The following is a 25,399-nucleotide window of genomic DNA, read 5'->3' on the forward strand; positions in this document are numbered from 1 at the left end:
CACCCGCCCAGCCCGGCTTCGGCCAGGGCCACCGACGCCCGCCGCAGATCCTCCGCGCCGACCGGCGCCAGCAGCGGCCGGTGCGGGATGCGCCCCAGCAGCAGAACATCGGCGACGGACATGTCGGCGTCATCGGGAGTGTGCTGTGACACCACCGCCATCCGGCGGGCGAGCGTGCGCCGCGGCAGAGCGGTGCGGTCCACGCCGTCAAGGGTCACCCGGCCAGCATCCGGAGCAGTGAGACCGGCCAGCACGCGCAACAGGGTCGACTTGCCGGAGCCGTTGGGACCCAGCAAGCCGACAGTGCTGCCCGCCGGCGCGTCGAGCGACACCCCCGCCAGCAGGACCGCATCGCGCACCCGCCGCTCCAGCTCCGACGCTTGCAGTTTCACGACGCTTCCCCGGAACGGCGCAGCAGGATGGCAAATGCCGGCACGCCCAGCAAGGCCGTGACTACCCCGACCGGCAACTCCTGCGGCGCGAACACCGTCCGTGCCGCGGTATCAGCCCAGATCAGCAGCACCGCACCGGCGAGAGCGGACACTGGCAGCAACCTCCGGTGCCGGGAGCCGGCCATACGGCGCGCTGCATGCGGAACAGTCAGGCCGACAAACCCGATCGCACCGCTGGCCGCTACGAGCACAGCGGCCAGCATCGCGGTCACGGCGAACAGCAGCGCCCGCACGCGTGCCGGGGAAAAGCCCAGCGTCTGCGCCATGTCCGCCCCGAACGCGAACGCGTCCAGGGCCGGCGCGGCCGCCCAGCACACCAGCACGGCAACACCTCCGAGACCCACGGCCAAGGCCACCGCTGGCCAGGACGCCGCGGTCAGCGAGCCCAGCAGCCAGAACAACACACCGCGGGTGCCGTCGGGGCTTGCCTGCCCGACCACAATCAAACTGGTCACCGCGGAGAACAGCTGAGCCGTGGCCACACCGGCCAGTAGGATCCGGCTCGGCTCGCTCCACCGGCGTCCAGCCAGCAGCACCGCGGCGACGAAGGCCGTGGCACCACCGGCGAACGCCCCCATCGACAACGCCGCCGCACCGGTCCCCAGCCCCAGCACGAGCACACACACCGCACCGGTTGAGGCGCCGGCAGAAATACCCAACAGGTACGGGTCGGCGAGCGCGTTACGTGTCAAGGCCTGCAGCACAGCCCCGCACACCGCCAGACCCGCACCGACCAATCCGGCCAGCAGCACCCGCGGTGTGCGCAGGTCCCAGACGATGCTGTCCTGCAGCGGCGGCAGCGGACGTACCGGCAGCCCGCAGTGCGCGGCCAGGCTTCGCACCACCTCGCCGACCGACAGGTCCGCCACACCGATGGTGATCGACACGGCGATGCTGAGCAGCAGAGCGGCTCCGGCGAGCAGGAGCGCGCCCCTCCCTTCCCGGGTCACCGCCGGGCGAATACGACGTAGTCGTCGAGGTATTGCCACACCGTACCCACCTCGGCGAATCCGGCTGTGTGCAAGGCAGCGAGGTGAAACTCCAAGGACGCAAGCGGCTGCGGCGGCCGGTTGGCAAAGCGCTGATTCCGTACGGGTGCCAGCGCGGCCAGTTCCGGCTCTCGGATGGCTTTGGCGTACCAGGCGGCGTAGTCAAGCGCTCCGGCGGCGAATCCCTCGCGCTGGGTGGTCTCGTCATGGCGGCCAGCTAGGTCGCGCAGCGTTGGCGAGCTGTCGTCGAAACGCAGGTGGTCGGCGTTGAGCAGCACACCTCCGGGCGGCAGCAGCGCCGCGGCCGCCTGATAGACGGCGAGCAACTGCGCTGGGGACAGCCAGTGCAACGCGGTCGAGCTGAGCACGGCGCCCGGGCGGGCGTCCAACGTGGCGGGCCAGTCCGGGGTCGCCAGGTCAGCATCCACGACCCGGGCCCGGGTGCCATGTTCTGTCAGGACTGCGGTGGCGATCTGCAGCAGGATCGGGTCGTAGTCCACCGCAGTGACCTCGGCGTGCGGGAATGCCTGCAGGACGCGCCGGGGAATTGCGCCGGGCCCGCAAGCCAGGTCGAGAACGTTGACCTTCCCGCCGGGAAAGTGCAGCCGCAGGACGTCGAGCATCACGGCGAAGCGGTTCTCCCGGTGGGCGACGTACGCCGACTGCTGCTCGTCCCAGTCCTGCAGCAACCGGGTCGCGGCGGCGGTGGTCAGCGGGTTCACCGGCCCAGCTCCGCCAGGCCCGCGCTGACCTGCTCGACGGCTGAGACGCTGCGCACCGACGGGTCCATCGAGGACCCGGACACGGTGATGAACCGCCCGGCCTGCACCGCTTCCAGCTTCGCGGTGACCGGGTTGGAGCGCAGGAAGTCAACCTTCGACCGGGCGCTGTCACCATCACCGCCGCGGGTGAGGTCGGCCAGCACGATGACATCCGGGTTTCTCTGTGCGATCTGTTCCCAGTTACCCGCGGGCCACGTCTGCTTGGCATCGCCGTACGCGTTACGCACGCCCAGCTTCTCGCTGATCGCAGCGGGCACACCGCCCTGACCGGCGATATACGGCGTACTAGTGCCTGAGTAGTACCACAGCAGCGAGGTGCCCCGGTGACTTCGCGCCGTGTCGACCGCGGAGGTCAGCCGCGCTTGCTGGCCGGTCACCAGCTCTTCCCCGCGCCCGGGTACGCCGAACAGCGTGGCGATCTGCCTGATCTCAGCGAAGATGCCGTCGAAGGTGACGGCCTTCTCCCCGGTGGCCGGATCCTCGCAGGCGAAGCGTGACAGGTACGCCGGCACGCCGAGTTTGGCCAGGTCCTTGCGCGGGCCGGCGGCGTCACGGGCGTAGGCCGAGGTGAAGGTCGAGTAGATGAAGTCTGGCTGTGCCGCGAGGACCTTCTCGCGAGCGGGATAGAGCTTCGCAAGCACCGGGACGCTGTCGTAAGCGCTGCGCAGCTCGGGCAGTACCGGATCGGTCTGGTAGCTGGTGCCCGCCATCCGGCCGGCCAAGCCGAGGCTGAGCAGGATCTCGGTGGCGTTCTGTTCCATGGTGATTGCGTGCATCGGCGGCGCGGTGACCGACAGCGTGCTGCCGCAATTTGTGATCGTCGCAGTGGCTGCGGAGGAGGCAGGCGCGGCAGCGGGTTCGACCCCGTCGCTACCGCACCCCGCGACCAACCCCGTCACCGCCATTATGGAAATGCTGATCATCCCGCGTCAAGCGGGCGTAATCCCCTTGTGATGCTGCGAACTGCTTGTGAAGCTGCGAAATGGCGGTACACCCCGGCAGCGACCCGGGCCACCGGACATCCCGGCGCCCCCGCAGCGGTGGGTCAGTGGCGCGGTTCGGTGGCGCCGAGCCCGGCGACCATTGCGGCGAGCACGGTGGTGATGGGCACGGAGGCCACCAGCCCTGCCGTCCCGACAGCCGAGCGCAGGATTTCCTGGGCGAGGAACTCGCTGGTGAGCATCTCGGTGAGCGGTTGCGGGCTGACGGCGACCAGCAGCAGCAAGGGCAGCGATGTGCCGGCGTAGGCGAGCACGATGGTGTTGACCGCCGAGCCGACGTGCGCACGCCCGATCCGGATTGCCGAGCGGTACAGCTCTCGACGACTGCGCGGGCGGGCGGCGGCGAGTTCGGCCACGGTGACGGCCTGGGTGACGGTGACGTCATCGAGCACGCCGAGTGCGCCGATGACGATGCCGGCGAGCAGCAAGCCGCGCATGTCGATGGTGTCACGAGTCGTGGACAGATAGGCGGTGTCATCGCTGGCAATGCCGCTCAGGTGCATGGCGGTGGTGAAAAGCGCCCCCAGCACTCCGGTGATGACCAAGCTGACCAGCGTGCCGGCCACAGCGACGGAAGTGTGCACGTTGACGCCGTGGGTCAGATACAACGCGCCGAGCATGATGGCCGCGGACCCCACCACGGCGATGAGAAGTGGTGATCTACCGTCCAGAATGGCGGGGATCACGAAGTACAGCAGCACGGCGAAGCTCAGCACCAGTCCCCCGAGCGCGGCAAGCCCGTGCCCGCGGCCGAAGGCGAGTACCACTGCCAGGGTCAGGGCGATGAGCCACATCATCGGATGCGAGCGCTGAAAGTCGCGGTAGGAGTACGTGAACCGGCCGGTGGCGGCATCGGTGACAGCATCCAGCTCGATCCTGTCGCCCACGTGCACCGCGAGCCCACGGTCTTGCGGAAGGGCGATGGCAACCGCCGTACCGCGTTGTGCACTGCCGGTGAGCCTCACCACGGCTTGACCACACCGCCGCGGACGGCCCTGCGCGGGCGTACCTGGATCCACCGCCGGGCACGGCTTTTCACTGACGGAGATCACCTCGGCCGGCACCCGCGCACTGGTGGAGCCGGGTGCGACCACATTCTTGGCTGCCGGGGCCGGCCAGAGCAGGATCAAAGCGAGCACCGTAAGGGCGGCGAGTGGAATCAGCACAGCGGTGACCAGCCGCCGGGTATGCCGCGACGCCGCCGGAGCCGCGCCGTGCGCGTGGACATGAGCCTGCGCTGCTACCGCGTGCTTGCCGCGCCTGCCGGGCCCCATGCAGGGCAGCGTAGTCACCACGCCGGAACGCAACTCAGCGCATCCGCCCGAGTCGCGTTCCAGCGCACACCAGCGAACCCGTTGATTACCAGGATCCCTTACGCACACCCGGCAGTTGCCCGTCGTGGGCCAGCTCGCGGAAGCGGATACGCGAGAGCCCGAATCGGCTGAGCACCCCACGGGGGCGGCCGTCGATCTGGTCGCGGTTGCGGCGCCGGGCCGGGCTGCCATCGCGGGGCAGGGCAGCCAAACGCCGGACCGCGTACACCCGGTTGCCGGATGTGGTGGCGGGCGCGGCGATCAGGCGCTTCAGCTCGGCTCTCCGCTCGAAGTGCCGCTCCGACAGTACGGCCCGGCGCTTCTCACGCTCGATCAAGGCTCGGCGAGTCATCAGCGTTCCTCCCGGAAGTCGACGTGCCGGCGCAACACCGGATCGTACTTGCGCAAGACGAGGCGGTCGGGGTCGTTACGGCGGTTCTTACGGGTTACGTACGTGTATCCGGTACCGCCGGTGCTGCGCAGCTTGATGACGGGGCGAACGTCGGTGGTGCGGGCCATCAGAGCTGCACCCCACGGGCTCGAAGACGTGCCACGACGGCCTCGATGCCGTCCCTGTCGATGATCCTGATGCCGGTGGTGCTGACGTTCAACCGCACGTAGCGGCCCTGGGAGGGCAGCCAGTAGCGCCGGCGCTGCGCGTTGGGATTCCAGCGCCGGCGGGTGCGGCGATGCGAATGAGAGACGCTGTTGCCGAAGCCGGGTTTCTTACCGGTGACATCACACGAGGACGACATGCGGCTCACTTTACAATGAAAACCGTTTCCAACAAGATAGGGGTCATGTCTGCAACCGAGATCCGTACCCGCGTCACTGTGCTCGCGGGCTTCTCCGCGGCGGCCACCGAAGCGGTTGCCCGCGCACTGCTGTCCACCGACCCCCGGCTGATCCTGGTCAGCCACGACCTGGCGAACGTTCATGAGGGTGTGGTGCGCCGGACCGTACGCTCGGCCGACACCGTCCTGGAGAGCGGGCACACCGAACTTGTCCATGGATGCATCTCATGCACTTTGCGTGAGGATGTGCTGCCGGCGCTGGTCCGGTGGAGCCGGCAACGGCCCGGCAGCGACATCCTGCTGGCGCTGCCTCCCGCCATCGAGCCCGAGGCGGTGGCCGCCGCGTGTGCCGCATCCGCCGTGGACGGCCGGGCCGTCAGTGACTCAATCCGGCTGGACTCCATCGTCACCGTTGTTGAGGCCACCGGCTTCCTGGACGAGCTCGCCAGCACCGACGATCTGCGGGACCGCGGTCTGCACGCGGCCGACAACGACGATCGCGCAGTCGCCGACGTGCTCAGCCGTCAGGTGGAGTTCGCCGATACCCTGGTCGTCTGGGGCAGCCCGGACCTGGACAGCTACGACAACGCGAGGCTCGCCGCCTTACTGCACCGGCTCGGGCCGTGGGCGGTTCACGCGCGCATCGGTGACAGTCCCACGGTGGATTGCACCACCCTGGCCGCACAGATCCTGCGATCGGGGCGGCACGATCCCGCTGTCCCGGGCATGCCAGGACGCACTCTCGAAGGCTTCCCCATCGGTGTTCACGACCCTGACGGAGACCACGGCGTCAATGCTTTGCTGTTTCGCAGCCGCCGCCCGTTCCACCCGCAACGCCTGTACGACGCGCTGGACGAGCTCACCAGCAAGGCGCTTCGCGGACGCGGTCAGCTGTGGATAGCCAGCCAGAGTGACACGGCCATCGCGTGGGAATCGGCGGGCGGTGGTCTCGCCCTGAGATCGCTTGGCGCCTGGCTTGCGGCCCTGCCATCATCTCGCTGGGACGAGGCGAGCGACATGCGACGCCTGGCCGCCGACGCGGATTGGGACCTCTACTACGGCGACCGGCGCACCGTACTGTCGTTTGTCGGGCTCGGTCCGGATGCGGCGGCAACAACCAGCCTTTTGGACAGTTGCCTGCTCACCGATGCTGAAATCGCCGCAGGACAGGACGCATGGCACACGCTGCCCGACCCGTTCGCCGGAGCCTTCACCCCAGCCGGCGAGCACGACACGCCGCCGGTCACCGAGCAGGTCGCCTCTTGACCGCTCAGGATCCCGAAGCACTGGGGATGGAACTGCCGTTCCTGCCGGCGTCAGCGACCCGGACAAGATGTGGTGAGCACGTGCCCGTGGGACACGCAACAGGTCGGCGGCGCCGGGGCCGTGGTCGAGGCGGCAATGCCGGGCCCCACTGAGAACTACCTGGACCCCTGGCTGCAACAGGCATCGCCACGCCAGGCATCGCGGCCTTCTTTGACAGCGACCGCGGCGATGAGCAGAGCGACGACGGGGTCGGCCCAACTCCGGCCGAACAGACGGTTGAGGCGAGGCCGAGGAGCAGGACAGCGGACAGGTACGTGCAGAGCAAGGTCAGCTTGGAGTCCGCGACGGCAGCGACCAGCAGCCGGACCCGGCGGTGAGGACGGCGCGGCGCGGCGGGGCAGGGCCGGCGGGTTCTGCGGGTCACGCCGAGCAGGTCCGCCGGTTCGGCCGGGTAGCCAGGGGCCTCGCGCAGGGCCAGCAGCAGGCAGGCGCGGGTGGCATCGGACAGCGCATGGCCGAAGCGGGCCAGGACCTGACCATCAGTCACTGTCTCCGTGCCGCCGATAATACAGTTTTCGCTGTATTCATTCGCGGGTGTACCGAGCGGCCGGGACCTGCAGTGCATCCATGGTTCGGGTTGGGTCTTGACATCTGGCCGGTTGGCCCTGGAGTCTAATTCCACTAGTTGACTATGGGATTGGTTGTTGTCGTGATCTTCCGGATCGATCGCCGGACCGGGACTGCCGTCTACGTGCAGCTGGTCCAGCAGGTACGCCAGGCAGTCCGGATGGGCCGCCTGGCACCGGGTGATCAATTACCTACGGCTCGCGAAGTCGCCGAATATGCCGGCATCAACCCCAATACCGTTCTCCGGGCGTACCGGGAGCTGGAGGTGGCAGGGCTCGTGGAACCACGGCAGGGGTCTGGCACATTCGTGCGCGAACACCTGACGCCGCTTCCCGACAACGTCGGGGAACTGCGGCATGAACTGGCCGCGTGGGCAACCCGCGCTACTGCCGCAGGTCTCGATGTCTCGGACATGCAGGCGCTGCTTGCCGAGGTGGCAGCTGTCACCACACCGACGCCTGAGGGCCTGCGCCATGACAACTGACCAGGCGACGCCGGCGTTGGATGTTGCCGGCCTTACTCACACCGCCGGTTCGCGCCGCGTGCTCGACGACTGCTCCTTCGCAGTGCCTGCCGGGTCGGTCACCGCGCTGGTCGGCCGTAACGGCGCCGGCAAAAGCACACTGCTGCGCACCGCGGTCGGGCTGCTACGTCCGGACAGAGGCGCGGTGCGCGTCTTCGGAAAGCCAGCCGGGGACGAGGCACTGCCGCGGATCGGGTATGTCGGGCAGCAGTCACCGCTGTACCCGATGCTGACGGTGGCTCAGACACTCACGCTCGGCGGCCGGCTCAACGCTCACTGGGATGCCGGGTACGCGCGCAGGCTCACCGGCGACGCCGGTCTGCTACCCACCACCCGGGTGGGCTCCCTCACTGCTGGACGTCGCAGCCGTCTGGCACTGGTGATGGCCCTGGCCAAACGGCCCGATCTCCTGGTGCTCGACGAGCCGCTGGCCCCCCTGGACCCGGTCGCTCGCGCGGAAGTCACCGGGGCACTGATGGCCGGCGTCGCCGAACGCGGCACGACCGTCATGCTGTCCTCCCATGTGGTGGCCGATATCGACGGCATCTGCGACCACGTGGTGGTGCTGGCGGAGGGACGGGTACGCCTAGCCGCCGAGGTGGAGCAGGCGCTGACCAGTCATCTGGTGGCAGTGGGCGCCAGCAGAGCACTCACGGATCTCGACGGTGGGAAGGTCATCGAGGTACGCGCCGCGGGTAGCGAGGCCACCGCCCTCATCCGATCCGTCGAACCCGTCGCGGCAACCGGTCTGGCCTGGCATCGGCCGACCTTGGAGGAACTGATCCTCGGCTACTTGCGGACCCCTGCCACGCAACCTGAGCGAAAGGTCACCGCCGCATGAACTGGCTTGCCCTGCGACTGCTTCGTCCGTACCTGGTCGTTGCCACAGTTCTGAGCGTGGCGTCGGCTGCTTTCATCATCACCGGCGCTCACCTCATTCAGCAGCAGGCAGATGCGCACGGCATTTCCGTCGCGGCATACGCGCCCGATCGGACCGGGCTCTGCGAGCACCTCGTCAGCTGCCTGCCTCTGGGCCCGGCGACGAACGTGGCCCAGGCCATCGACCTCGTCGCCGCTTTCCTGCCGTTGTTGATCGGTCTGATTCTGGGCGTGCCGCTGTTCGCCCGCGAACGCGAGGAGTCAACCGACGCCTTCGCCCTTACCCAATCGGTACCCCGCCTGCGGTGGCTGTTCACCAAAATCGGCTGGGCGCTGGCAGCGGGTGCCGTCTGCACCGCCGTGGCCGGCGCCACCTTCCGCTTGAGTGCTGCGCGGTACACCCTGCTGCTGGACGACGACGGCTATGCCCTGCTGGGCGAACTGCACAAAAGTAACGTCGGCTTCATGATGATGACCACGGTGTTCATCACTGCGCTGGCCGGCACCGTCGGGCTGGCCAGCGGCCGCACGCTGCGTACCCTTGTGGTGTCCGTTGCCGCGTGGCCCGTGGCGCTCATCGTCGCGCAGCTCGGCGGTTTGGCGCTGGGGTTCCTGGTCTACCTGCTGACGTCGTGGTCCGATGCGCTTTCCCTGCGGTTCGGCACGCAGACCGAGGACGAGACCGCGACCTTCGCAGCACTCGCTCTCGCTGCCGGCACCGCCGCCGCCGTGCTCATCGGACGACGTCTGGTCACCCGGACACTGCGCTGAGCCTGATCGCCAGGCCAGGCTCAAACCAGATGTCTGGGCACGCCCGCTGCCACCTCAGCTGCGGGCAGCGTGAACCAGACCGCCGTGCCCTGGCTGACCTTGAGGTCCAGCCAGATCCGCCCGCCATGGTGTTCGACAACCTCCTTGACGATGGCAAGCCCGACGCTCTTCGCCGGATAGCCCGGTCTCACCGTCTCGACGTGCCGGGGCGTTGCCTCACCTCAGGGTAGGTCAGCGGGCCGGGCGAGGTGGTAGCCCTGCCCGTAGGTGACTCCGAGTTCGCTCAACCGGGTGTGTTCGGCGGCGGTTTCGATGCCTTCGGCGATCAGGCTGGCGCCGATCCGGGCGGCGAAGCCGTTCAGCGACTCGGCGAGAGCGGTCTTCACCGGGTCGGTGTCGATGTCCCGGACCAGGCTGATGTCCAGTTTGATTAAGTCCGGTTGCAGCTGCAGGATGTGGTGCAAGCTGGCGTATCCGGCCCCGGCGTCGTCGACGCTGAGCCGGATCCCGGCCTGCCGCAGCGGGTCGAGCGCGTCGCTGAGCAGACCATAGTTGTCGACCTGCGTGTGCTCGGTGATCTCGACGGTCACCTGGTCGCCGGCGTGCGCGAGGAGGGTGTCGCGAACCTGCGGGTCGAGCAGGGCCTCCGCGGACAAGTTCACTGCGAGCCAGCTCCGATCGGGCAGGTCGGGCAGACGGCGCAGGGCGTGGCGGACGGCGGCTAGCTCGAGCGCAGTGCCGAGACCACTCTGGGTGGCAGCGGCGAAGGCTTTGTCCGGCCCGGTGAACGTTCGCGGATCGAAGCGTGCGAGAGCTTCGAAACCGATCACGCGCCGGCTGTCCAGTTCAACGACTGGCTGGAACACCATGCGGATGGCATCGGTGTCCAGAACGCGCTGTACCGTGCGGCGAGCCGCTGCGGCGCTTTGGCGCTGCCGGGACACCGGGCTGCTCATGTGGTTGCTGATCAGGTCGGCGATCAACGCCAGATAGTTCACGGTCCGGGCGTTCAATGTGGGGTCGGGATGCCGGCTGACGCAGCACAGCATGCCCGCGACCATCCCGTCCGGGCCGTGCCAGGGCACACCCGCATACGAGCCGATGCGTAGCTGCTGAGTGACCGGCAGGTCGCGGGTGACGGGGTGCCGCCGGGTGTCGGTGATGATGTTGGGCAGGGTGCCGGCCAGGACCCGGGTACAGATCGCGCCGTGCAGGTCGGAGCCATCCCCGACGGACACGTTCATCGCGTCGAGTTCCCCGGTCGCTGCGTGGAACACCTGCTGACCGGCGGTGAACGCCGACACCCAGGTCACCTCGACTCCCAGGTGCTGGCGGGCCAAGGTCAGCAGGCGATCGACTTCCCGCAGGTCGGCCTCGTCCGGCTGCCACGCCGCAGTAGCCAAGCCGGTGCTTGAGGGTGCTGTGTGCACGATTAATCTCCCTGCCCGACTCGGGTACCTGCTCGCTGAAGGGCGATAATGGCGTCAACCCGCAGGTCTTCATCTTCGGCAGAAATGCGTCGATCCTGAGGGGCTCTGGCTCCGATCAGCGTCGACGCAGGCCCGCTGCTGCGGAGAACGGCCCCGCTCAGCGGCTGGCCACACAGGCGATGGGCAGAAGGGGCAGCACTTGCCCGGCGAGCGGCCGGATCCTGACCCTGCGGAGGCGCTGCCGTTGCAGTGCCGTCTGCCTTCAGTGCCGGAACGGCTCACGATGGCATCGGTTCCGCCGAACAGGTTGATGATGCTGACCTGGATCCGGACCGGCCGGACAGCCGCCGCGAGCGTGCTCGCGTGCGCTGTCCTGCTCGTTGTGCAGCAGGCCTGGTACTTCGGCGGATGGGGCGGTGCCGAGGTCACCACGCTGGTGACGGACGCCTCGTACGTCCCGCAAGCGGTTGTTTTCGCCGTGCTGGCCGCCAGGGTGGCACTGTCGAAGCGGCAGGAAGCCAGGACCCGGCGCGCCTGGCAGGTGATCACCGTTGCGTTCATCTGCCAGCTCGCAGCGCACTGCTCCTGGTTCGTGCAGAGCCAGATCCTGCACACCACCGGCTATCCGTCGACCGCCGACTACTGCTTCCTGCTTTTCTCCCCGTTCATGTTCGCCGGGCTGCTGATGCTGCCCGGTCAGTACCGGCGTCGACGGGACCGGCAGAAGCTGGTGCTGGACGCACTGATCGTGGGCGCCGGCGGATTTATCGCCATCTGGTATCTCCTGCTCGGCCCGATCCTTAACGCGCCGGGCATTTCGCCGTGGGAGCGTTCGTTTACGGCCGCGCTGCCGATCGGCGACTTGTTGCTCGTTCTGGCTGTGTCGACTGCCATACAGCGGCGTCATCAGCCGGAGGCGCCGGCCCCGGTCCGGCTGCTCACCGCATCGATCGCGCTGACCGTGATCGCCGATGTGTCGTACAGCTGGATTCAATTGCACGGTGGTTTTACCGGCGGCTCCTGGCCGGACCTGTTGTGGCTGGCCGGCTGCTTCCTGCTGGTGCTGGCGGCCGACCAGCAGTACCGCCAGCTTCGGTACCCGGCGCAGAGACGGGGAAACCGCAACGCGGTCGTGCTTCTCCCCTATGCGGCCAGCGTCGCCGCCTACCTCCTGCTCGCCGAGCAGTCGTCGCACCTTCCGCTCGACCCGTACGGCGGCATGATCCTGGGAGCCGCGGTGCTCACCCTGCTGGTGATGGCCCGCCAGATGCACGCTCTGCGCGACAACCGGGAGATGGCGGTCACCGATGGCCTGACCGGCCTGGCCAACCGCACCTTGATCACCGAACGCCTGAAACAGCTCGCCGGTCAGCCGGTCCGGCCCGGCAGGTACACCGTGATCATGCTCATCGACCTCGACCGGTTCAAGCCCATCAACGACACGTTCGGCCACGAAGCAGGCGACGCCGTCCTGATCGCCGCGGCCGATGCCATGCGCGCTGTGATCCGCGGCGGCGACCTGGCCGGCCGTCTCGGTGGCGACGAGTTCACCGTCCTCCTGCAAGGCCTGCCGTCCCGGGATACCGCGGGCGTGGTCGCCACTCGTCTGCTGGAGGCGCTGCGCGCCCCCGTTGTCTTTGGTGATCATGTACTCCTGGTCGAGGCGAGCATCGGCGTGGTGGTCCGCGAAGATCCTTACCTCTCCGGCGAGACCCTGCTACAGCAGGCCGATACCGCCCTGTACGCGGCTAAACGCGCTGGGCGTGGCCGCTTCGAGTACTACTCCGACGTGCTGGACAGCAAGGCGCGCGAGGCGGAGTTGCGCCGGGCCGTCGCCAACGATGAGATGGTGGTGCACTTCCAGCCCGCAGTCGCGCTGGCAACCGGTGAGTTGCAGGCGGTTGAGGCCCTGGTCCGCTGGAATCATCCCGATCGCGGCCTGCTGGGGCCCGGCGCGTTCATCGATCTGGCTGAGGAGACCGGCGCGGTCGTGCCGCTGGGCGCATGGGTGCTGCGTGCGGCCTGCCGTGAGGCGTCCCGCTGGCGGGCCGACGCCCCCGGCGCCGACGCCCTGCAGCTGTCGGTGAACCTGTCACCCAAGCAAGTAGCTCAGGCCGACCTGGTGCAGACTGTCGAGACCGTCCTGGCCGATACCGGGTTCCCGCCCGACCGGCTCACCCTCGAGATAACCGAGAGCGTCATCCTGCAACCTGACCCGCTCATCGTCGGCCGTTTGCAGGCTCTGCGGGACCTGGGCATCCAGCTTGCGGTGGACGACTTCGGAACGGGCTATTCGGCCTTGAGCTACCTGCGCAGCCTTCCGGTGACAACGTTGAAGATCGACCGCTCTTTCGTAACCGGTATCGCCGATGACGCGCAGGCTCGCTCGGTGTGCGAGGCGGTGGTTCACCTCGGCAGGGCCTTCAAAATGACAGTGGTGGCCGAGGGCATCGAGACAGCCGCCCAAGCCGCTGCCCTGATCGACATGGGTTGCGCGGCGGGCCAGGGTTTCTATTTTTACCGCCCGCTCCCCCTTCCCGAGGCCACATCCCTGGTCCGCCACCAGTTCTCAACCGTGGGCTGACAACGGCTGCCAGGCGTAGACTTCATCCCCACAACTGCTGTCCAGGCGAGTTGGGGAACGGCGATGCAGTACGCGGTCAATCTGCCGGTGATCGGTGAGTACGCCGATCCTCACGTGCTGATGAACCTGGCTCAGGACGCTGAACGAGCAGGCTGGGACGCCGTGTTCGTGTGGGACTCCCTGGTCTTCGACGTGCGAACCCGTCCTGCGGTCACCGATCCGTGGATCGCTTTGGCGGCAATCGCGGCAACGACCGTACGCATCAGGATCGGCACCATGATCGCCCAGCTTGCCCGGCGCCGGCCGTGGAAAGTCGCTCGTGAGGTCGTAGCCCTCGACCACCTGTCGGCAGGCCGGATGATCCTGGGAGTCGGTCTCGGCTTTTCCGGTGCGGCCGAGTTCGAGCAGTTCGGTGAGGACGGCGACGCACGAGTCCGAGCTGACAAACTGGATGAGTGCCTGACAATTGTGCGCGGGCTGTGCACTGGTGAGCCCTTCGCCTTCACCGGCGACTACTACAGCATGCGGGAGACAACCTTCCTGCCACGACCGGCGCAAGATCAAATTCCGGTGTGGGTAGCCGGCTACTGGCCGAACAAGCGACCGTTCCGCCGAGCCGCGCGCTGGGACGGCGCTGCGCCGACCGAGGTGGACATCAATGCCGACGGCTTCGCCATCATTCCTTCGTCCCCCCAGTCCGTAGGTAAGATTATCGACTACATCGGCCGGCACCGCACCAGCACCGGGCCGTATGACGTCATCATCAGCCGTCCACTGCCGGGTGAATCCAGTCAGCGCACAGAATTGATTTCCGCCTACGAATCGGTTGGCGTGACCTGGCTTCTGCGAGACATGTTGCCGTGGCAGATTCCATTGCCGGAGGCCATCCGCATCGTCCGCGCCGGACCGCTCGGTCAGGGGTGACGCCGCCTCTCGACATCTCTGACAACCGGTGCGTCAGTCGCTGTTGAGTCTGCTGATCTCCTCGCGCAAGGTCTGGGCGAGCTGCGACAGGCCGTTGTGCTCCCCCGGCACACCATTTGCGGCGGCAGCCACTCCGGCTACCTGCCGTTCCATCTGCGCCATAACGGTAGCGATGGTGCGGATGGCGCTCACCGTGCTGCTGGCTGACTGCTGCGTGGCGGCCACCTGGGCGGCGATGTCGTCGGAGGATTTGTTCACTTCGTCGGCCAGCGCCTTCACCTCATTGGCCACCACGGCGAAGCCACGGCCGGCCTCACCCGCTCGCGCCGCCTCGATGGTGGCGTTCAACGCCAGCAACCTGGTTTGCGCGGCGATGTGCTTGATCAATACCACCGCCTTCTGAATCTCGGTCGACGACTCTTCCAGCGTCTGCACCGTGTGCACCGCTCCATCGGCGTATCCGACTGCCTGTTCAGCGGAGGCGGCCAGCGTGTCCGACGAACTGGCGAGGTCGGTGGACGCGGCGGACACCTGTTCGGCGACCTCTTGCACCCGGCCGGCCAGAGCAACCCGCTCCTGATTGCCCTGCCGTACCGCATCGGCATTGTCCTGCATGTGCTCGCGAGCGACGTTGATGCCCTGAGCCGCCTCCCGGTAGGCGCCGTGCAGGCCACGAGTCAGGACCTGCCGGTGGAACTCGCCCCGGCTGGCCGCGTCGAGAGATGCCGCCGACTCGCGCACAAAGGCATCGTTGACGTCGACGAAGTCGTTGATCGCATCACGCAGCTGACGAACCGCGGGGGGTCCGTCCAGCAGCGGTACCCGCACCTCCAGATCGCCGGTTTGCAGCTTATGCAACACCGCCACCACTTGCGCCACGGCGTGCTGGTAGGCGGCCAGCTCTGCTGCCTGCGAATCGGCCTGAGCCCGGCGTCCGCTGCCTCGGCTGCTCATGACGCTCCTGAGGTGGTAGTCGCCAGGAACCACACGAACTGGTCGTAGCTTTGCCCGCGATCGCTGAGCCGCTGCTGCAGCAGAGCGGTGGACGCCTCGATCGCCTCGGCGGGGCGGCTGTGCCGCGCTTCCTCGGCGGTCAGCTCCGCGTACAGCCGTTCGATCTGGAGAATTGCCGCCCGGTCCGCGGTCCGGCGGTTGGAGTGATAGCCCACGATCTCGCCGTTACGGTCGAATGATGGGGTGACGTGTGCCAGCACCCAGTAGTGCGCACCGTCCCCGGCCAAGTTGATCACGTACGCGAACAGCTCCTTGCCGGCGTTGATCCGGTCCCACAGAAGCTGGAAGATCGCGCGCGGCATGGCGGGATGCCGGATCAGATTGTGCGGCTTGCCGATCACCTCCTCCTCAGCGAAGGCGGAAATTTCCAAGAACAGCGGATTGACGTATCGGATGATGCCCTTGCGGTCCGTCTTCGACACGATGAGACGTCCATCGTCAAAGGTGCGTTCCACCCCGCTAGGCTGCACCGCCGCGGACCTCATGAGTACTCCCATCCAGTAGCGACGAATCCCCTTTACCTCATCGGCGCCCGCACCGGCCGAAGTAAGCGTTTGGACAAGATCGCCGCTGCACCCTTTCCTACGGTGGCGCAGTCGCTGACCGGATCCTTGGATGCAGCAATTGAGAACAACAGCCAGGATTGAGGTGGTCTCCACGTGGTAGTAGACGTGGACTCCGGTGATCTCCTTACCAGAGAAGCTGCTGAGCACAACCTGCTCTGCGCTATGAGAGGGAACGAATGAGGGCGGCGGCGTTCTACACTTCCGGGGGACCGGAGGTGCTCCAGGTTGTCGAGGTTGACACCCCCGAGGCCGGGCCGGGTGAGGTCCGGGTTCGCGTCCAGGTGGCCGGCGTCCAGCCGTACGATTCGGCGGTCCGGTCCGGGTGGACTCCCCCCGGCCAAAATTTGCATGTTCCGCAGATCGTCGGCAACGACTTTGCCGGGGTTGTCGACCAGGTGGGCGCGGGGATCACCTCCGTCCATACGGGCGACGAAGTGATCGGTTGGGCGATGCTCGCCAGCTGCGCCGAGTACGTTGTCGTTCCCGCCGCGCACCTGGTCGCCAAGCCAGCCGGGATGCCCTGGCCTCAGGCCGGCACCCTCTCCGCGTCGGCGCAGACAGCGCACACCGCCCTGGAGGATCTCAAAGTCGGTGCGGGCGACACCCTGCTGGTTCACGCGGCCGCCGGCGGCGTAGGGACGATCGCGGTGCAACTGGCTCAGGTCGCCGGTGCAACCGTGATCGGTACGGCCAGCCCGGCCAACCAGGAATACGTCCGTTCCCTCGGGGCGACGCCCACCACCTATGGCGACGGGCTGACCGGGCGCATCCTGGCCCTGGCGCCCCGGGGCATCGACGTGGCCCTGGACGCGGCCGGCGGCGAGGCCCTGGACATCTCGCTCGATCTGGTCGCCAACCGCGAGCGCATCGGTGCGCTGGTCGACCTCGACCGGGCGGAGGAGCTTGGCGTGCTGCCCGTACGCAGCCGCCGGTCGGCCGAGCGTCTGCAGGCCATCGTCGACACCTACCGTGCGGGCAAGCTGACCCTCACCGTTTCCGAGATCTACCCGCTGGAGCAGATCGGCGAGGCCCATCACCGGGTCGACACCGGCCACTCACGCGGCAAGATCGCCGTGCGCGTGCAAGCCGCGCCGACCGCCGGACGGTAAGGCGCGGCTTCACGCTCCGCGAGCTCAACTCCAGGACGCCGAGGACCAGTCATCGCTGGACCAGCTGCGGCCGGACCACGACCCACCGCTCCAGGAGCGGCCCGACCACGAACGACCGGCCCAGGAGGTGTCGCTCCAACTGCTCGCGCCGCTCCACGGCTTGCTGTCGGCCCAGGCCGCCGCCTCCCACGTCTTGGCGGCGAACGAGGTGCCGGTCCAGCCGTCCCCCGCTACCCGGTAACCCATCCACAGGCCCCCGGACCAGGACGTGCCGGCCGCCGAGCTCTTCGCCCAGTTGATCGTGGGTAGCGCTCCCCAGACGGAACGCTGGCCTGCGAGCGGCGCGTTGTCGTACATCACCCGGCTGGAACCGCGGGCGCTGTCCAGGGTGCCGGCCCCGGTGGACCGGTTGAAAGTCTGCGCGGAGACGGCGGTGCCGCTGCGGGCCAGCGCATTGCTGACGTTCAGCTCCTTGAGACCGAGCTGCGCAGCCGTACCCGTCGGCAGATAGGTGGCGCTCTTCACCACCCAGTCCTTGATCTGGTCCGGGGTCGCCGACGGCTTGGCTTGCACCAGCAGGGCGACTGCCGCGGAGGCGACGGCAGCGGCCTGCGAGGTTCCGCTGCCCTTGAAGAGAGTGTCACCGACTCGTGCGCCCGGGTAGGTGATGTCCACGTTGGAACCGTTGTCGCGCAACGACACCACCGAGGTTCCCGGCGTCAGCACGTTGATCTGCTTGCCGCTGCTGGGCAGGTTGGTGAACGCGGTGAGGGTGTCGTCGGTGGTGGCCACGGTGCCGTTGGTGGCGCTGGCACCAACGGTGAGGATCCACTCGTCGGAGGCCGGATTCGCCAGATTCCCCGCGGCGTTGCCGTCGTTGCCGGCCGCGGCCACCACGACAATTCCGGCCTGCCAGGCCTTCTCCACGGCGAACCCGAGCGAGTCGTTGTACTCCTGCGGCGTGCCACCCGAGCCGTACGACAAATTCAGCACCCGGATCGGGTTGAGCGGGTCGTCGTTGCGGTGTTTGACCACCCAGTCGACGGCCGCGATGACCTGCGAGACGTCCACCGTGCCGTTGGCCGTGCCGACCTTGATCGAGGTCAGCTTCGCGTCCGGGGCGAGGCCCTTGGTGCCCGTGGCAGTGTCGTTGCCGACGATGATGCCGGCCATGTGGGTGCCGTGGCCGTACGTGTCGAGGTACCGCAGACCGGCCGCCTGCGACTCGAACGACAGGTCAGGCCCGTTGACGATGCGCGACGCGGGCAGGCCCGGCACCGGTGCCACGCCGGTGTCGATCAAGGCGACGCCGACGCCCTTACCGGTCAGCGCCGCGGCAGCGCCGGTGTCCGCCCCGATGATCGAGCGCACCTGCGCCAGGGTGGTGGCGGGCGTGGCCGTGGTGGTGGAGCCCAGCCAGCTCGCCCAATGCGTGCTCGGACCCGCAGCGTGGGCCGCGGCGGGCACCGGAAGTGCGGCCAGGACGCTCGCGACCGTCAGCAGCCCCGCACGTTTCTTCCTGTGTGCCACAGCGTCTCCGTTCTTCTCATTCCTGCGAATGGTCAGAGGCATCGGCATGCACCAGCAAAACCTGAGGTGAACGAGCGGCGCTCATCTCCATCGCCGGCGATGATGCGCTGCCCAAGATGACCAACCTGGTGAACAGCGGCTGGTGGCTCTGCCCCGGATGGCGCTTCTGAGCCCGGCCGGCCGCCGGCCCATTTGCCATCCGGGCCAACCTCATTCATATTGATGAGGGTCAATTAGCGAGGAGTGCTCGATGCCGAGACTGCGCCGCATCACCGCCGCGATCCTTACCGCCACGCTGATCCTGCTCGGCGCTCCCCGGCCCGCCGCGGCGCTGGACAACGGCCTCGAACGCGTCCCGGTCATGGGCTGGAACAGCTGGAACCGCTACGCCTGCAACGTCGACGAGGCGCTGATCCGCCGGCAGGCCGACGCCATGGTCAGCAGCGGCATGCGCGACCTCGGCTACCAGTACATCAACGTGGACGACTGCTGGCAGAGCAGCCGGGACGCCGCGGGCGCCATCGTGGCCGACCCGGCGCGCTTCCCCAGCGGCATGAAGGCGTTAGGCGACTACATCCATGCCCGGGGACTCAAGTTCGGCATCTACTCCGACCGCGGGACCCAGACCTGCGCGGGCCGCCCCGGGTCGCAGGGGCATGAAGTTCAGGACGCGCGGTCGTACGCGGCGTGGGGCGTCGACCTGCTCAAGTACGACAACTGCAACGCCACCCTGGACCAGCAGTCGCAGTACGAGACGATGCGCGACGCCCTGGCCGCCTCGGGCCGGCAGATCGTCTACAGCATCTGCGCGTGGGAGTTCAAGCCGTGGGGTCCCAAGACCGGCAATCAGGCCCGCAGCACCGGTGACATCGGCGATGACTACACGCGCAACCCGGACACCGGTGGCCTGGTGCCCGTCGACGAGATCATCGACACCAACAACGCCTACGCGATGTATGCCCACCCCGGCTTCTTCAACGACCCGGACATGCTGCAGGTCGGCAACTACGGCACCGGCAGCATCAACGGCCGCGGCATGACCGACACCGAGTACCAGACGCACTTCAGCATGTGGGCTTTGATGGCCGCGCCGCTGATCACCGGCAACGACCTGACCTCCATGAACGCGGCGACCCGGGCGATCCTGACCAACCCCGAGGTCATTGCGGTCGACCAGGACCCGCTGGGGGCGCAGGGCCGTCGCGTCCGAGACCTCGGGGACCGCGAGATCTGGTCGAAAAAGGTCCAAGGCTCAGGGGTACGGGTGGCAGCGCTGTGGAACCGGGGCGCAGCGGCAGCGTCGATCCGTGTGGACTGGCGCGACCTCGGACTCGGGCCCGGCTCGGCGAGCGTGCGAGACCTGCACGCCCGCGCTGACCGGGGCAGTTTCGCCGACGGCTACAGCGTGACCGTACCGTCCCATGGCGTTGCCCTGCTGCGAGTGGTGGGCACGGAGACCCCGGACGCCATACGTATCACCAAAACCGACAGCCGCGCCGTGAGCAACCTGCAGGTACGCACCGAGTTCCTGGTCAACGACGAGTGGCACGACGACTTCGAGGAAACCGGAACCCTCGACCACTCGACCACCCTCAACCTCAACGGCAACGGCGCCACCTGGAACGGCTCCCGCTGGACCGGCAACCTGCTGACCACCGCCGCCAGCACCACCGGTCCCGCCGTGGTGACCATCAACCGCACCGACCCCCGCACCATCTACGGCATCCGGGTGCACGCCACCTTTACCGTCGGCGGCGAACCGCACTACGACTTCGAAGAACTGAACCTGCTTTCCGGTACGGCCAACCTCCAGCTGAACGCCAACGGCGGAACCTGGAACGGCACCCAATGGGTCGGCGACTTCCTCCGCGTCGAACAGGCAGCCAGCGCCTGAGGGTCGCCGGCACTCCGCTCGACCATGTCAACCGGTGAAGCGGTCCGCCTGCGTCACTGCCTCCGGTAGCTCAAGCGAAGGTCCATGGATACGTGGCGGCCCTGCCGCACGGCTGCGCGGCAGGGCCTCCGGTCGTACCTGGTGCTGATCAGTAGCGGACGACGATGGTGACCCGGCGGTTCAGGTTCTGCTTCTTCTGGTTGACCGGGTCGACGCCGCCGGCTCCGACCACGCGGATCGGCGTCCGCACGCGCAGGGTCAGCAGATAGGCACGCACGGCTTTGGCCCGGCGCAGAGCGAGCGCCCTGTTCGCCGCACGAGCGGCCTTGGACTGCTTACCGGTCTGGGTGTAGCCGGTGATGGTGATCCCCTTGGCGCCGCGCATCGAACTGACCGCGCTGCGCAGGCTCCGCTTGGCGGTCAGGCTCAGACGTGCCGACAGGTACGGGAACAGGAACGAGCGCACCGGTACGGCCTGGGCCGGCTTGGTGCCACTCCCGGTCTGCGCCGCACAGGTGTCGTTCATCAAAATCCAGTTGGCGTCCTGCACCGTGCCTCCGTCGGGCGCGGTGCCGGTGAGCACCAGGCGGTGCAGCCCGCCCAGCACACATGCCTTGCGAGGCATTCGGATGGTCGCCCGGAACCCGCCCATCGAGTTGGTCTGGCCGCTGGCGATCACCACGGGGGTGGAGTACATGGTCAGCACATACTTCGACGACGACTTGAGCCCGCCACCGGTGAGCGTGGCCTGCGTGCCGGCCAAGGTTTCGCCACTCTTGAGGGCCAGGTCGAGGTTGATCCGAACCGGGTTGGCCGGCGCCGGCGCCGGGGTCGGCGGCTCCGGCGTCGGGTCCGGGGTGGGCGCGGCCGGCGTTACGGTAGCCGCCTCACTGGCCGCACCAGCCCCAATGACGTTGACCGCCCGCACCTTCACCTGGTACGTCCGGCCCCCGGTAAGGCCGGTGAGCGTCATGACATGGGTGCCGGTCGGCGACACCGTGGCTGGCTGCGCCGTCCACGTCGCCCCGCCGTCGGTCGACACCTGGTAGGCGGTGATCACGCTGCCGCCATCACTGACCGGCGCCCGGAACGCGATGGTGGCGCCCGCACTCGTAGCGCTCGCAGTCACCTCGATCGGTGCGGTGGGCACGGTGGCCACCGGCTGCGGCACGTCGGGTACGCCCAGCGGTGTCACCGCGCTGGCAAGGCTGGCGTCACCGGCGCCGTTAGCGTTACGGGCGCGCACCTTGAGCTGGTACGTGATGCCGTTCGTCAGTCCGGTCACGTTCGCCAGGTGGACACCGTTGGGGTTGGTGGTAGCCGGCAGGGCCGTCCACGTCTCGCCACCGTTGATCGACACCTCGTACGCCGTGATCGGGCTGCCGCCATCGTCGAGCGGCGCAAGGAACTGCACCTTCGCGGCGTGGTCGGCCGCGGTCGTCAGCAGGGCGATCGGAGGCCCCGGCACGGCGGCTCTCGGGGTGACGGTGGCCGTCTCACTTGCCGCACCGGCGCCGGCAATGTTGCGAGCGCGCACCTTGACCTGGTAGGTCGTTCCGTTCGCCAGGCTTGTCAGCGAGCCTTTGAGGTAGTCGTCCTCGTCGGGGGTGACGCTCAACGGGTTCCAGGTGTCGCCACCGTTCGTCGACACCTCGTACGTCGTGATCGCGGCACCGCCGTCGTCATCGGGTGGCAGGAAGTAGACGGTCCCCTGCATGTCGCCCGGCATGATGCCCAGGTCAAGCGGAGCGCTGGGCACGGTGGCCTGCGGCGTTACCGTGGCCACGGAAGTGCTCTGGCTTCCGGCACCCACCGCGTTCACGGCTCGCACGACAATGTCATAGGAAGTGCCGTTGACCAGGTCGAGCACCTGAGCCTGCAACGTACCGGCGGGCCCGGTGCTCGTTGGCGCCGGCGCCCAGCTCTCACCGTTGTCGAACGACACCTCGTACCCCGTGATCGGGGCACCGCCGTCGCTTCCCGGCGCGGTGAACGTGACCACCGCACTCGCGTTTCCCGCTTGACCAGAGACACCGGTCGGCGCACCCGGCCAGTCGGCCACCACGAGGGCCGGTTCAGCGCCGGCGGCCAGATTCTCCAGCAGACCGGTGGTCGTGACATCCCCGGCGCTGATCGGATAAGAGCCGGGCGTGGACGCGGTCACCGCCACCTCGACGGTGCACGAGGGCGTACCGCTGGGTAGCGCAGCGTTGGACAGAGTAACGGCATGACCGCCGGTCGGTGCGTTCAGCGATCCGGCGCAGGAGTTCGACGCAGGGAACGTGTCGATCGTCAAACCGGTCGGCAGCGTCGCCGAGAAACCGAGCCCGGTGGCGGCCACGTCGGAGTTGGGCTGCGACAGCCTGAAGGTGAGGGTGGTGACCATCCCACTCTTGATACCCGCGGGTCCGAACGATGCGGACAGAGCCGGCGTGGGCGCCGCGAAGATGACATTGTTGACCATCGTCTGGCTGCCCGCGGCGGACCCGAGGTCGTAGCTGATGCCGACACCGTTGTCTGTTGCCGGGTTGGGGTCGATGATGTCCGGGTAATCGGTTCCGTTTCTCGGGTAGTCCTCGAGATGGGAGTACAGAGCCGAGTAGTAGCCCGACCACGCCGGTCCGGAGACACGCTGCAAGGCTTCCACGACACCGGAACCAGTGACCCCGGCGGTGGACGGCGAGGCGTTGTAGTAACCCGGTCCCTGGTCGGAGCCGCCGAGGTAGGTGTCCATGTACTGGTAGGCGCGCACGGTGGCGGTGTTGCCACTGGGCACGGTCACCCGTACCGACTCGGTGAAGTAGTCATTGGGATACACATAGCTGATCGTCAGGTCGACGAAGTAGTTCCGCTGCTTGTAACGGGCGACCATCCGGCTGGTGATGGTGCCGCTGCCGGACGTCGACCCCCCGTAGGCCGTGATGGTCCGGAAACGACGCGGATTGACCCACTCCACGTCGCCGTTCCCGTCATCGAAGCTCAGCGCAAAAGCGTTGCCGAGGTTGGCGTTCGGCGCTGTCGGCAGGGTGGACGGCTCGAAGAGCTGACCGGTGCCGTTGCGAAAAACCTGTAGCTTGCCGGACCCGTACGCGATCCGCAGGCCCTTGCCGGCGGCATCGCCACCCGTGGAGTTGATCGTCACCACTTGCGTCGCAACCGGATCGGCGCTCGCCGCCGTCGACGGTACGAGCCCGACACTGCTGACGCCCACCAGGACGGCTGTTGCCGCGGCTCCTGAAACGCTTCGAGCCTTCAATATCATGACGCCCCCGTTTGAAGCACTGTTGCGACCAACGTATGGTCAACGGGTTGCAGGACCGCGAAATCGGTCGAATTGCACCAGCACAGCCGGCGGGAGCCGGTGACCCTCAGCGCCGGAATTTGTCGGAGACCAGGCGCAGCTGCTGGGAAAGGTGCGCCAGTTCCACAGCAGCGGACTCGGTTTGCGTCGCGGCTTCGTGGGTGAGGGTGGTGGTGCCCGTCAGACGGTTGATGGAGTCGGTGACCGACGTGGCGGATCGTTCGGCTACGTCGGCGTTGGTGCCGATCTGCCGGGAGGCGTCGATCTGGGTGTCAAGCGCGCGGGAGATCGACCGCTGCAACTCGTCGATGCGGTCGATGACCTGGCTGATCCGGCTGATGGCCTCGAAAGCCCCTGCGGTGTCCGCCTGCATCGCACTGACCTTGGTGGTGATGTCACCGGTTGCCGCCGCGGTCTCGCGGGACAGGTCTTTCACCTCGCCCGCGACCACCGCGAAACCTTTGCCTTGCTCACCCGCACGAGCCGCCTCGATGGTCGCGTTGAGGGCGAGCAGGTTGGTCTGCTCGGCAATCGCGGTGATGATGCTGACGACCGCGGAGACCTCGTCACTGGAGGTACGCAGCCGTTCGATCCGCTGGTTGGTGCTGGCGGCGAGATCAACGGCTTCGCGGGCCACGCTGTCGGCCTCGCTGACCGCTGAGGTGATGTCCGCGATGGAGGTCGTGAGCCCGTGGGCAGACGCGGTCGTTTGCCCGATGCTCTGCGTGACCTGACGGATGTCGCGGCTGGCCTCGCTGGCTTCGGACGAGGCCGCGCCCGCACCTTCGGACAGGTGCCGGCTGGTCGCGGTGAGCTGCTCAGAGGCAGCAGCCACCGATGTCGCGTTGCTGGCGATGTCGGTCAATGCTGTGGTCAGGGACGTGACGATGGTGTGCAGGCTGTGGCTCAGCTGGGCCAATTCGTCGCTACCGCCGAGTTGAGCCTTGGCGCTCAAGTCATAGTCGGCAATCGCCCGTGCCGTGGTCAGGCAATGCTCGACCCGGCGGGCGATACGCCGGGCCAGCAGCAGCGCCGCACCGCCCAGCACCACAGCGGCAAGCAGCCCGGTCACCAAGGTGAACGCCTTGGCCCGGCGGGCGGCCGTGGCGGCATCCTCGTAGGTACGGCGGACACGCTCGGTGATGGCCGTCTTCAGCTCACCGATCGCCTTCGCCGCCTTCAAGTCGACGGCGTCGTAGGCCGGCCGGGCGGCAAGGGCACCGGTGCGGCCGGGATCGGAGGCCACCCGGCTGGCCAGCGTGATGATGCGTTGCCCGGAGGCGATCAGCTCATCCAGGACCGGCAGCACTGCATCGGCACGGGCACGCAACTGCGGCACGGTACGCGCGACCTCGTCGACGCCGGCGCGGGCATCGGCCACGTTCTGCCCCAGCCGGTCGAGCACTTGCTGGCGCTCTGTGGCGTCATTGGTGACAAGGGAGGCGAGAACGTTGCCCCGGAACAAGGCGCGCGCAATGTCCACGCCCTGAACCGCTTGCAGGGCCGTGGCCGCGTCACGAGCAGTCAGCTGCTGGCCCGCCAGGACAGAAGTACCGCTGTAGCCGATGGCGCCCGCCACGATGACCAGGACAAAGCCCGCCGCCGCGAGAGCTGCAATCTGGCGCCGGATAGTCAACGTCACGATGCCCC

The 25,399-nt window shown here is 67.9% G+C and carries 24 protein-coding genes and 2 pseudogenes; 9 read left to right on the plus strand and 17 right to left on the minus strand.

Annotated features, from left to right (window positions below; genetic code table 11):
* From TFC3_RS18010 to TFC3_RS18025, 4 genes are all read right to left on the minus strand, one after another.
* The coding region (locus tag TFC3_RS18010) for an ABC transporter ATP-binding protein (protein WP_153040451.1) at positions 1-392 on the minus strand (392 nt) is incomplete at its 3' end.
* Positions 389-1,402, minus strand: coding sequence for an iron ABC transporter permease (locus TFC3_RS18015; RefSeq protein ID WP_082772131.1), 1,014 nt, complete (start codon positions 1,400-1,402; stop codon positions 389-391). The genes TFC3_RS18010 and TFC3_RS18015, both read right to left, overlap by 4 nt.
* Positions 1,399-2,163: a trans-aconitate 2-methyltransferase gene (locus tag TFC3_RS18020; protein ID WP_201787178.1), complete on the minus strand. Its 765-nt coding sequence runs from the start codon at positions 2,161-2,163 to the stop codon at positions 1,399-1,401. The genes TFC3_RS18015 and TFC3_RS18020 overlap by 4 nt, the downstream gene beginning before the upstream one ends.
* Positions 2,160-2,984, minus strand: a complete 825-nt coding sequence (locus TFC3_RS18025) for an ABC transporter substrate-binding protein (RefSeq protein ID WP_161952621.1) — start codon at positions 2,982-2,984, stop codon at positions 2,160-2,162. The genes TFC3_RS18020 and TFC3_RS18025 overlap by 4 nt, the downstream gene beginning before the upstream one ends.
* On the opposite strand from TFC3_RS18025, the gene TFC3_RS38075 reads away from it, so the two are divergent.
* Positions 2,968-3,177: a hypothetical protein gene (locus tag TFC3_RS38075; RefSeq protein WP_161952622.1), complete on the plus strand. Its 210-nt coding sequence runs from the start codon at positions 2,968-2,970 to the stop codon at positions 3,175-3,177. The genes TFC3_RS18025 and TFC3_RS38075 overlap by 17 nt on opposite strands.
* 91 nt (positions 3,178-3,268) lie before the next feature.
* Here TFC3_RS38075 and TFC3_RS18030 read toward each other — a convergent pair whose 3' ends face one another.
* From TFC3_RS18030 to rpmB, 4 genes are all read right to left on the minus strand, one after another.
* Positions 3,269-4,498 carry a YibE/F family protein gene (locus tag TFC3_RS18030; RefSeq protein ID WP_067501135.1) on the minus strand — a complete coding sequence of 410 codons (1,230 nt, stop codon included), beginning with the start codon at positions 4,496-4,498 and terminating at the stop codon, positions 3,269-3,271.
* Between the two features lie 85 nt (positions 4,499-4,583).
* Complete coding sequence (gene rpsN, locus TFC3_RS18035) at positions 4,584-4,889, minus strand: 30S ribosomal protein S14 (protein ID WP_067501137.1); 306 nt, start codon at positions 4,887-4,889, stop codon at positions 4,584-4,586.
* The gene (gene rpmG / locus TFC3_RS18040; protein ID WP_067501139.1) at positions 4,889-5,056 is read right to left on the minus strand and encodes a 50S ribosomal protein L33; all 168 of its coding nucleotides are present in this window, start codon (positions 5,054-5,056) and stop codon (positions 4,889-4,891) included. The genes rpsN and rpmG overlap by 1 nt, the downstream gene beginning before the upstream one ends.
* The gene (rpmB, locus tag TFC3_RS18045; protein WP_067501141.1) at positions 5,056-5,292 is read right to left on the minus strand and encodes a 50S ribosomal protein L28; all 237 of its coding nucleotides are present in this window, start codon (positions 5,290-5,292) and stop codon (positions 5,056-5,058) included. The genes rpmG and rpmB overlap by 1 nt, the downstream gene beginning before the upstream one ends.
* A 45-nt stretch (positions 5,293-5,337) precedes the next feature.
* Between rpmB and TFC3_RS18050 the strand changes: the two genes are divergently transcribed.
* Positions 5,338-6,597 (plus strand): GTP-binding protein, encoded by a 1,260-nt coding sequence (locus TFC3_RS18050; protein ID WP_236718185.1) that lies wholly within the window; start codon positions 5,338-5,340, stop codon positions 6,595-6,597.
* A 155-nt stretch (positions 6,598-6,752) separates the two neighbouring features.
* On the opposite strand, the pseudogene TFC3_RS39395 reads toward TFC3_RS18050, so the two are convergent.
* Positions 6,753-6,946, minus strand: a pseudogene (locus TFC3_RS39395) (cation transporter); the annotation flags it as partial.
* A gap of 63 nt (positions 6,947-7,009) precedes the next feature.
* Positions 7,010-7,162: pseudogene (locus TFC3_RS39400) on the minus strand (transcriptional regulator); the annotation flags it as partial.
* 144 nt (positions 7,163-7,306) lie between these two features.
* On the opposite strand from TFC3_RS39400, the gene TFC3_RS18055 reads away from it, so the two are divergent.
* The 3 genes from TFC3_RS18055 to TFC3_RS18065 are packed head-to-tail and all read left to right on the plus strand — an operon-like array spanning position 7,307 to position 9,397.
* Complete coding sequence (locus TFC3_RS18055; RefSeq protein ID WP_236718186.1) at positions 7,307-7,708, plus strand: GntR family transcriptional regulator; 402 nt, start codon at positions 7,307-7,309, stop codon at positions 7,706-7,708.
* Positions 7,698-8,588, plus strand: a complete 891-nt coding sequence (locus tag TFC3_RS18060; RefSeq protein ID WP_067501150.1) for an ABC transporter ATP-binding protein — start codon at positions 7,698-7,700, stop codon at positions 8,586-8,588. The genes TFC3_RS18055 and TFC3_RS18060 overlap by 11 nt, the downstream gene beginning before the upstream one ends.
* Positions 8,585-9,397 carry a hypothetical protein gene (locus tag TFC3_RS18065; RefSeq protein ID WP_067501153.1) on the plus strand — a complete coding sequence of 271 codons (813 nt, stop codon included), beginning with the start codon at positions 8,585-8,587 and terminating at the stop codon, positions 9,395-9,397. Before TFC3_RS18060 ends, TFC3_RS18065 begins: the two co-directional genes overlap by 4 nt.
* 20 nt (positions 9,398-9,417) lie before the next feature.
* Here TFC3_RS18065 and TFC3_RS35950 read toward each other — a convergent pair whose 3' ends face one another.
* Complete coding sequence (locus TFC3_RS35950; protein ID WP_082772132.1) at positions 9,418-9,588, minus strand: ATP-binding protein; 171 nt, start codon at positions 9,586-9,588, stop codon at positions 9,418-9,420.
* Between the two features lie 30 nt (positions 9,589-9,618).
* Positions 9,619-10,827, minus strand: coding sequence for an EAL domain-containing protein (locus tag TFC3_RS39405; RefSeq protein WP_067501156.1), 1,209 nt, complete (start codon positions 10,825-10,827; stop codon positions 9,619-9,621).
* A 313-nt stretch (positions 10,828-11,140) separates the two neighbouring features.
* On the opposite strand from TFC3_RS39405, the gene TFC3_RS18075 reads away from it, so the two are divergent.
* On the plus strand, positions 11,141-13,411 hold the full coding sequence (locus TFC3_RS18075) for a bifunctional diguanylate cyclase/phosphodiesterase (protein ID WP_082772477.1): 2,271 nt from the start codon (positions 11,141-11,143) through the stop codon (positions 13,409-13,411).
* Positions 13,412-13,474: 63 nt separating this feature from the next.
* A complete protein-coding gene (locus TFC3_RS18080) occupies positions 13,475-14,335 on the plus strand; it encodes an LLM class flavin-dependent oxidoreductase (protein WP_067501162.1) in 861 nt (286 codons plus the stop codon).
* Positions 14,336-14,368: 33 nt separating this feature from the next.
* Here the strand turns inward: TFC3_RS18080 and TFC3_RS18085 are convergent, their stop codons facing one another.
* Both TFC3_RS18085 and TFC3_RS18090 read right to left on the minus strand, forming a co-directional pair.
* On the minus strand, positions 14,369-15,289 hold the full coding sequence (locus TFC3_RS18085; protein ID WP_067501165.1) for a methyl-accepting chemotaxis protein: 921 nt from the start codon (positions 15,287-15,289) through the stop codon (positions 14,369-14,371).
* The gene (locus TFC3_RS18090) at positions 15,286-15,804 is read right to left on the minus strand and encodes a PAS domain-containing protein (RefSeq protein ID WP_236718187.1); all 519 of its coding nucleotides are present in this window, start codon (positions 15,802-15,804) and stop codon (positions 15,286-15,288) included. Before TFC3_RS18090 ends, TFC3_RS18085 begins: the two co-directional genes overlap by 4 nt.
* 287 nt (positions 15,805-16,091) lie before the next feature.
* Between TFC3_RS18090 and TFC3_RS18095 the strand changes: the two genes are divergently transcribed.
* Positions 16,092-17,024, plus strand: a complete 933-nt coding sequence (locus tag TFC3_RS18095) for an NADP-dependent oxidoreductase (protein ID WP_067501172.1) — start codon at positions 16,092-16,094, stop codon at positions 17,022-17,024.
* 24 nt (positions 17,025-17,048) lie between these two features.
* Here the strand turns inward: TFC3_RS18095 and TFC3_RS18100 are convergent, their stop codons facing one another.
* On the minus strand, positions 17,049-18,554 hold the full coding sequence (locus tag TFC3_RS18100; RefSeq protein WP_067501175.1) for a S8 family serine peptidase: 1,506 nt from the start codon (positions 18,552-18,554) through the stop codon (positions 17,049-17,051).
* Between the two features lie 250 nt (positions 18,555-18,804).
* Between TFC3_RS18100 and TFC3_RS18105 the strand changes: the two genes are divergently transcribed.
* On the plus strand, positions 18,805-20,448 hold the full coding sequence (locus TFC3_RS18105; protein ID WP_067501177.1) for a glycoside hydrolase family 27 protein: 1,644 nt from the start codon (positions 18,805-18,807) through the stop codon (positions 20,446-20,448).
* Between the two features lie 148 nt (positions 20,449-20,596).
* Here TFC3_RS18105 and TFC3_RS18110 read toward each other — a convergent pair whose 3' ends face one another.
* Positions 20,597-23,659: a fibronectin type III domain-containing protein gene (locus TFC3_RS18110; RefSeq protein WP_067501180.1), complete on the minus strand. Its 3,063-nt coding sequence runs from the start codon at positions 23,657-23,659 to the stop codon at positions 20,597-20,599.
* 157 nt (positions 23,660-23,816) lie between these two features.
* Positions 23,817-25,391 carry a methyl-accepting chemotaxis protein gene (locus TFC3_RS38080; RefSeq protein ID WP_067501182.1) on the minus strand — a complete coding sequence of 525 codons (1,575 nt, stop codon included), beginning with the start codon at positions 25,389-25,391 and terminating at the stop codon, positions 23,817-23,819.
* Between the last annotated feature and the right edge of the window lie 8 nt (positions 25,392-25,399).

The organism is Actinoplanes sp. TFC3 (assembly GCF_001553785.1).
Classification (GTDB): Bacteria; Actinomycetota; Actinomycetes; order Mycobacteriales; family Micromonosporaceae; genus Actinoplanes.

Coding starts and splice junctions, on each gene's coding strand:
- TFC3_RS18025 (WP_161952621.1), bottom strand. CDS start 2,984: ATGGAACAGAACGCCACCGAGATCCTGCTCAGCCTCGGCTTGGCCGGC.
- TFC3_RS18105 (WP_067501177.1), top strand. CDS start 18,805: ATGCCGAGACTGCGCCGCATCACCGCCGCGATCCTTACCGCCACGCTG.
- rpmB (WP_067501141.1), bottom strand. CDS start 5,292: ATGTCGTCCTCGTGTGATGTCACCGGTAAGAAACCCGGCTTCGGCAAC.
- TFC3_RS18030 (WP_067501135.1), bottom strand. CDS start 4,498: ATGGGGCCCGGCAGGCGCGGCAAGCACGCGGTAGCAGCGCAGGCTCAT.
- TFC3_RS18075 (WP_082772477.1), top strand. CDS start 11,141: ATGCTGACCTGGATCCGGACCGGCCGGACAGCCGCCGCGAGCGTGCTC.
- rpsN (WP_067501137.1), bottom strand. CDS start 4,889: ATGACTCGCCGAGCCTTGATCGAGCGTGAGAAGCGCCGGGCCGTACTG.
- TFC3_RS18080 (WP_067501162.1), top strand. CDS start 13,475: ATGCAGTACGCGGTCAATCTGCCGGTGATCGGTGAGTACGCCGATCCT.
- rpmG (WP_067501139.1), bottom strand. CDS start 5,056: ATGGCCCGCACCACCGACGTTCGCCCCGTCATCAAGCTGCGCAGCACC.
- TFC3_RS18095 (WP_067501172.1), top strand. CDS start 16,092: ATGAGGGCGGCGGCGTTCTACACTTCCGGGGGACCGGAGGTGCTCCAG.
- TFC3_RS18065 (WP_067501153.1), top strand. CDS start 8,585: ATGAACTGGCTTGCCCTGCGACTGCTTCGTCCGTACCTGGTCGTTGCC.
- TFC3_RS18060 (WP_067501150.1), top strand. CDS start 7,698: ATGACAACTGACCAGGCGACGCCGGCGTTGGATGTTGCCGGCCTTACT.
- TFC3_RS18085 (WP_067501165.1), bottom strand. CDS start 15,289: ATGAGCAGCCGAGGCAGCGGACGCCGGGCTCAGGCCGATTCGCAGGCA.
- TFC3_RS18050 (WP_236718185.1), top strand. CDS start 5,338: ATGTCTGCAACCGAGATCCGTACCCGCGTCACTGTGCTCGCGGGCTTC.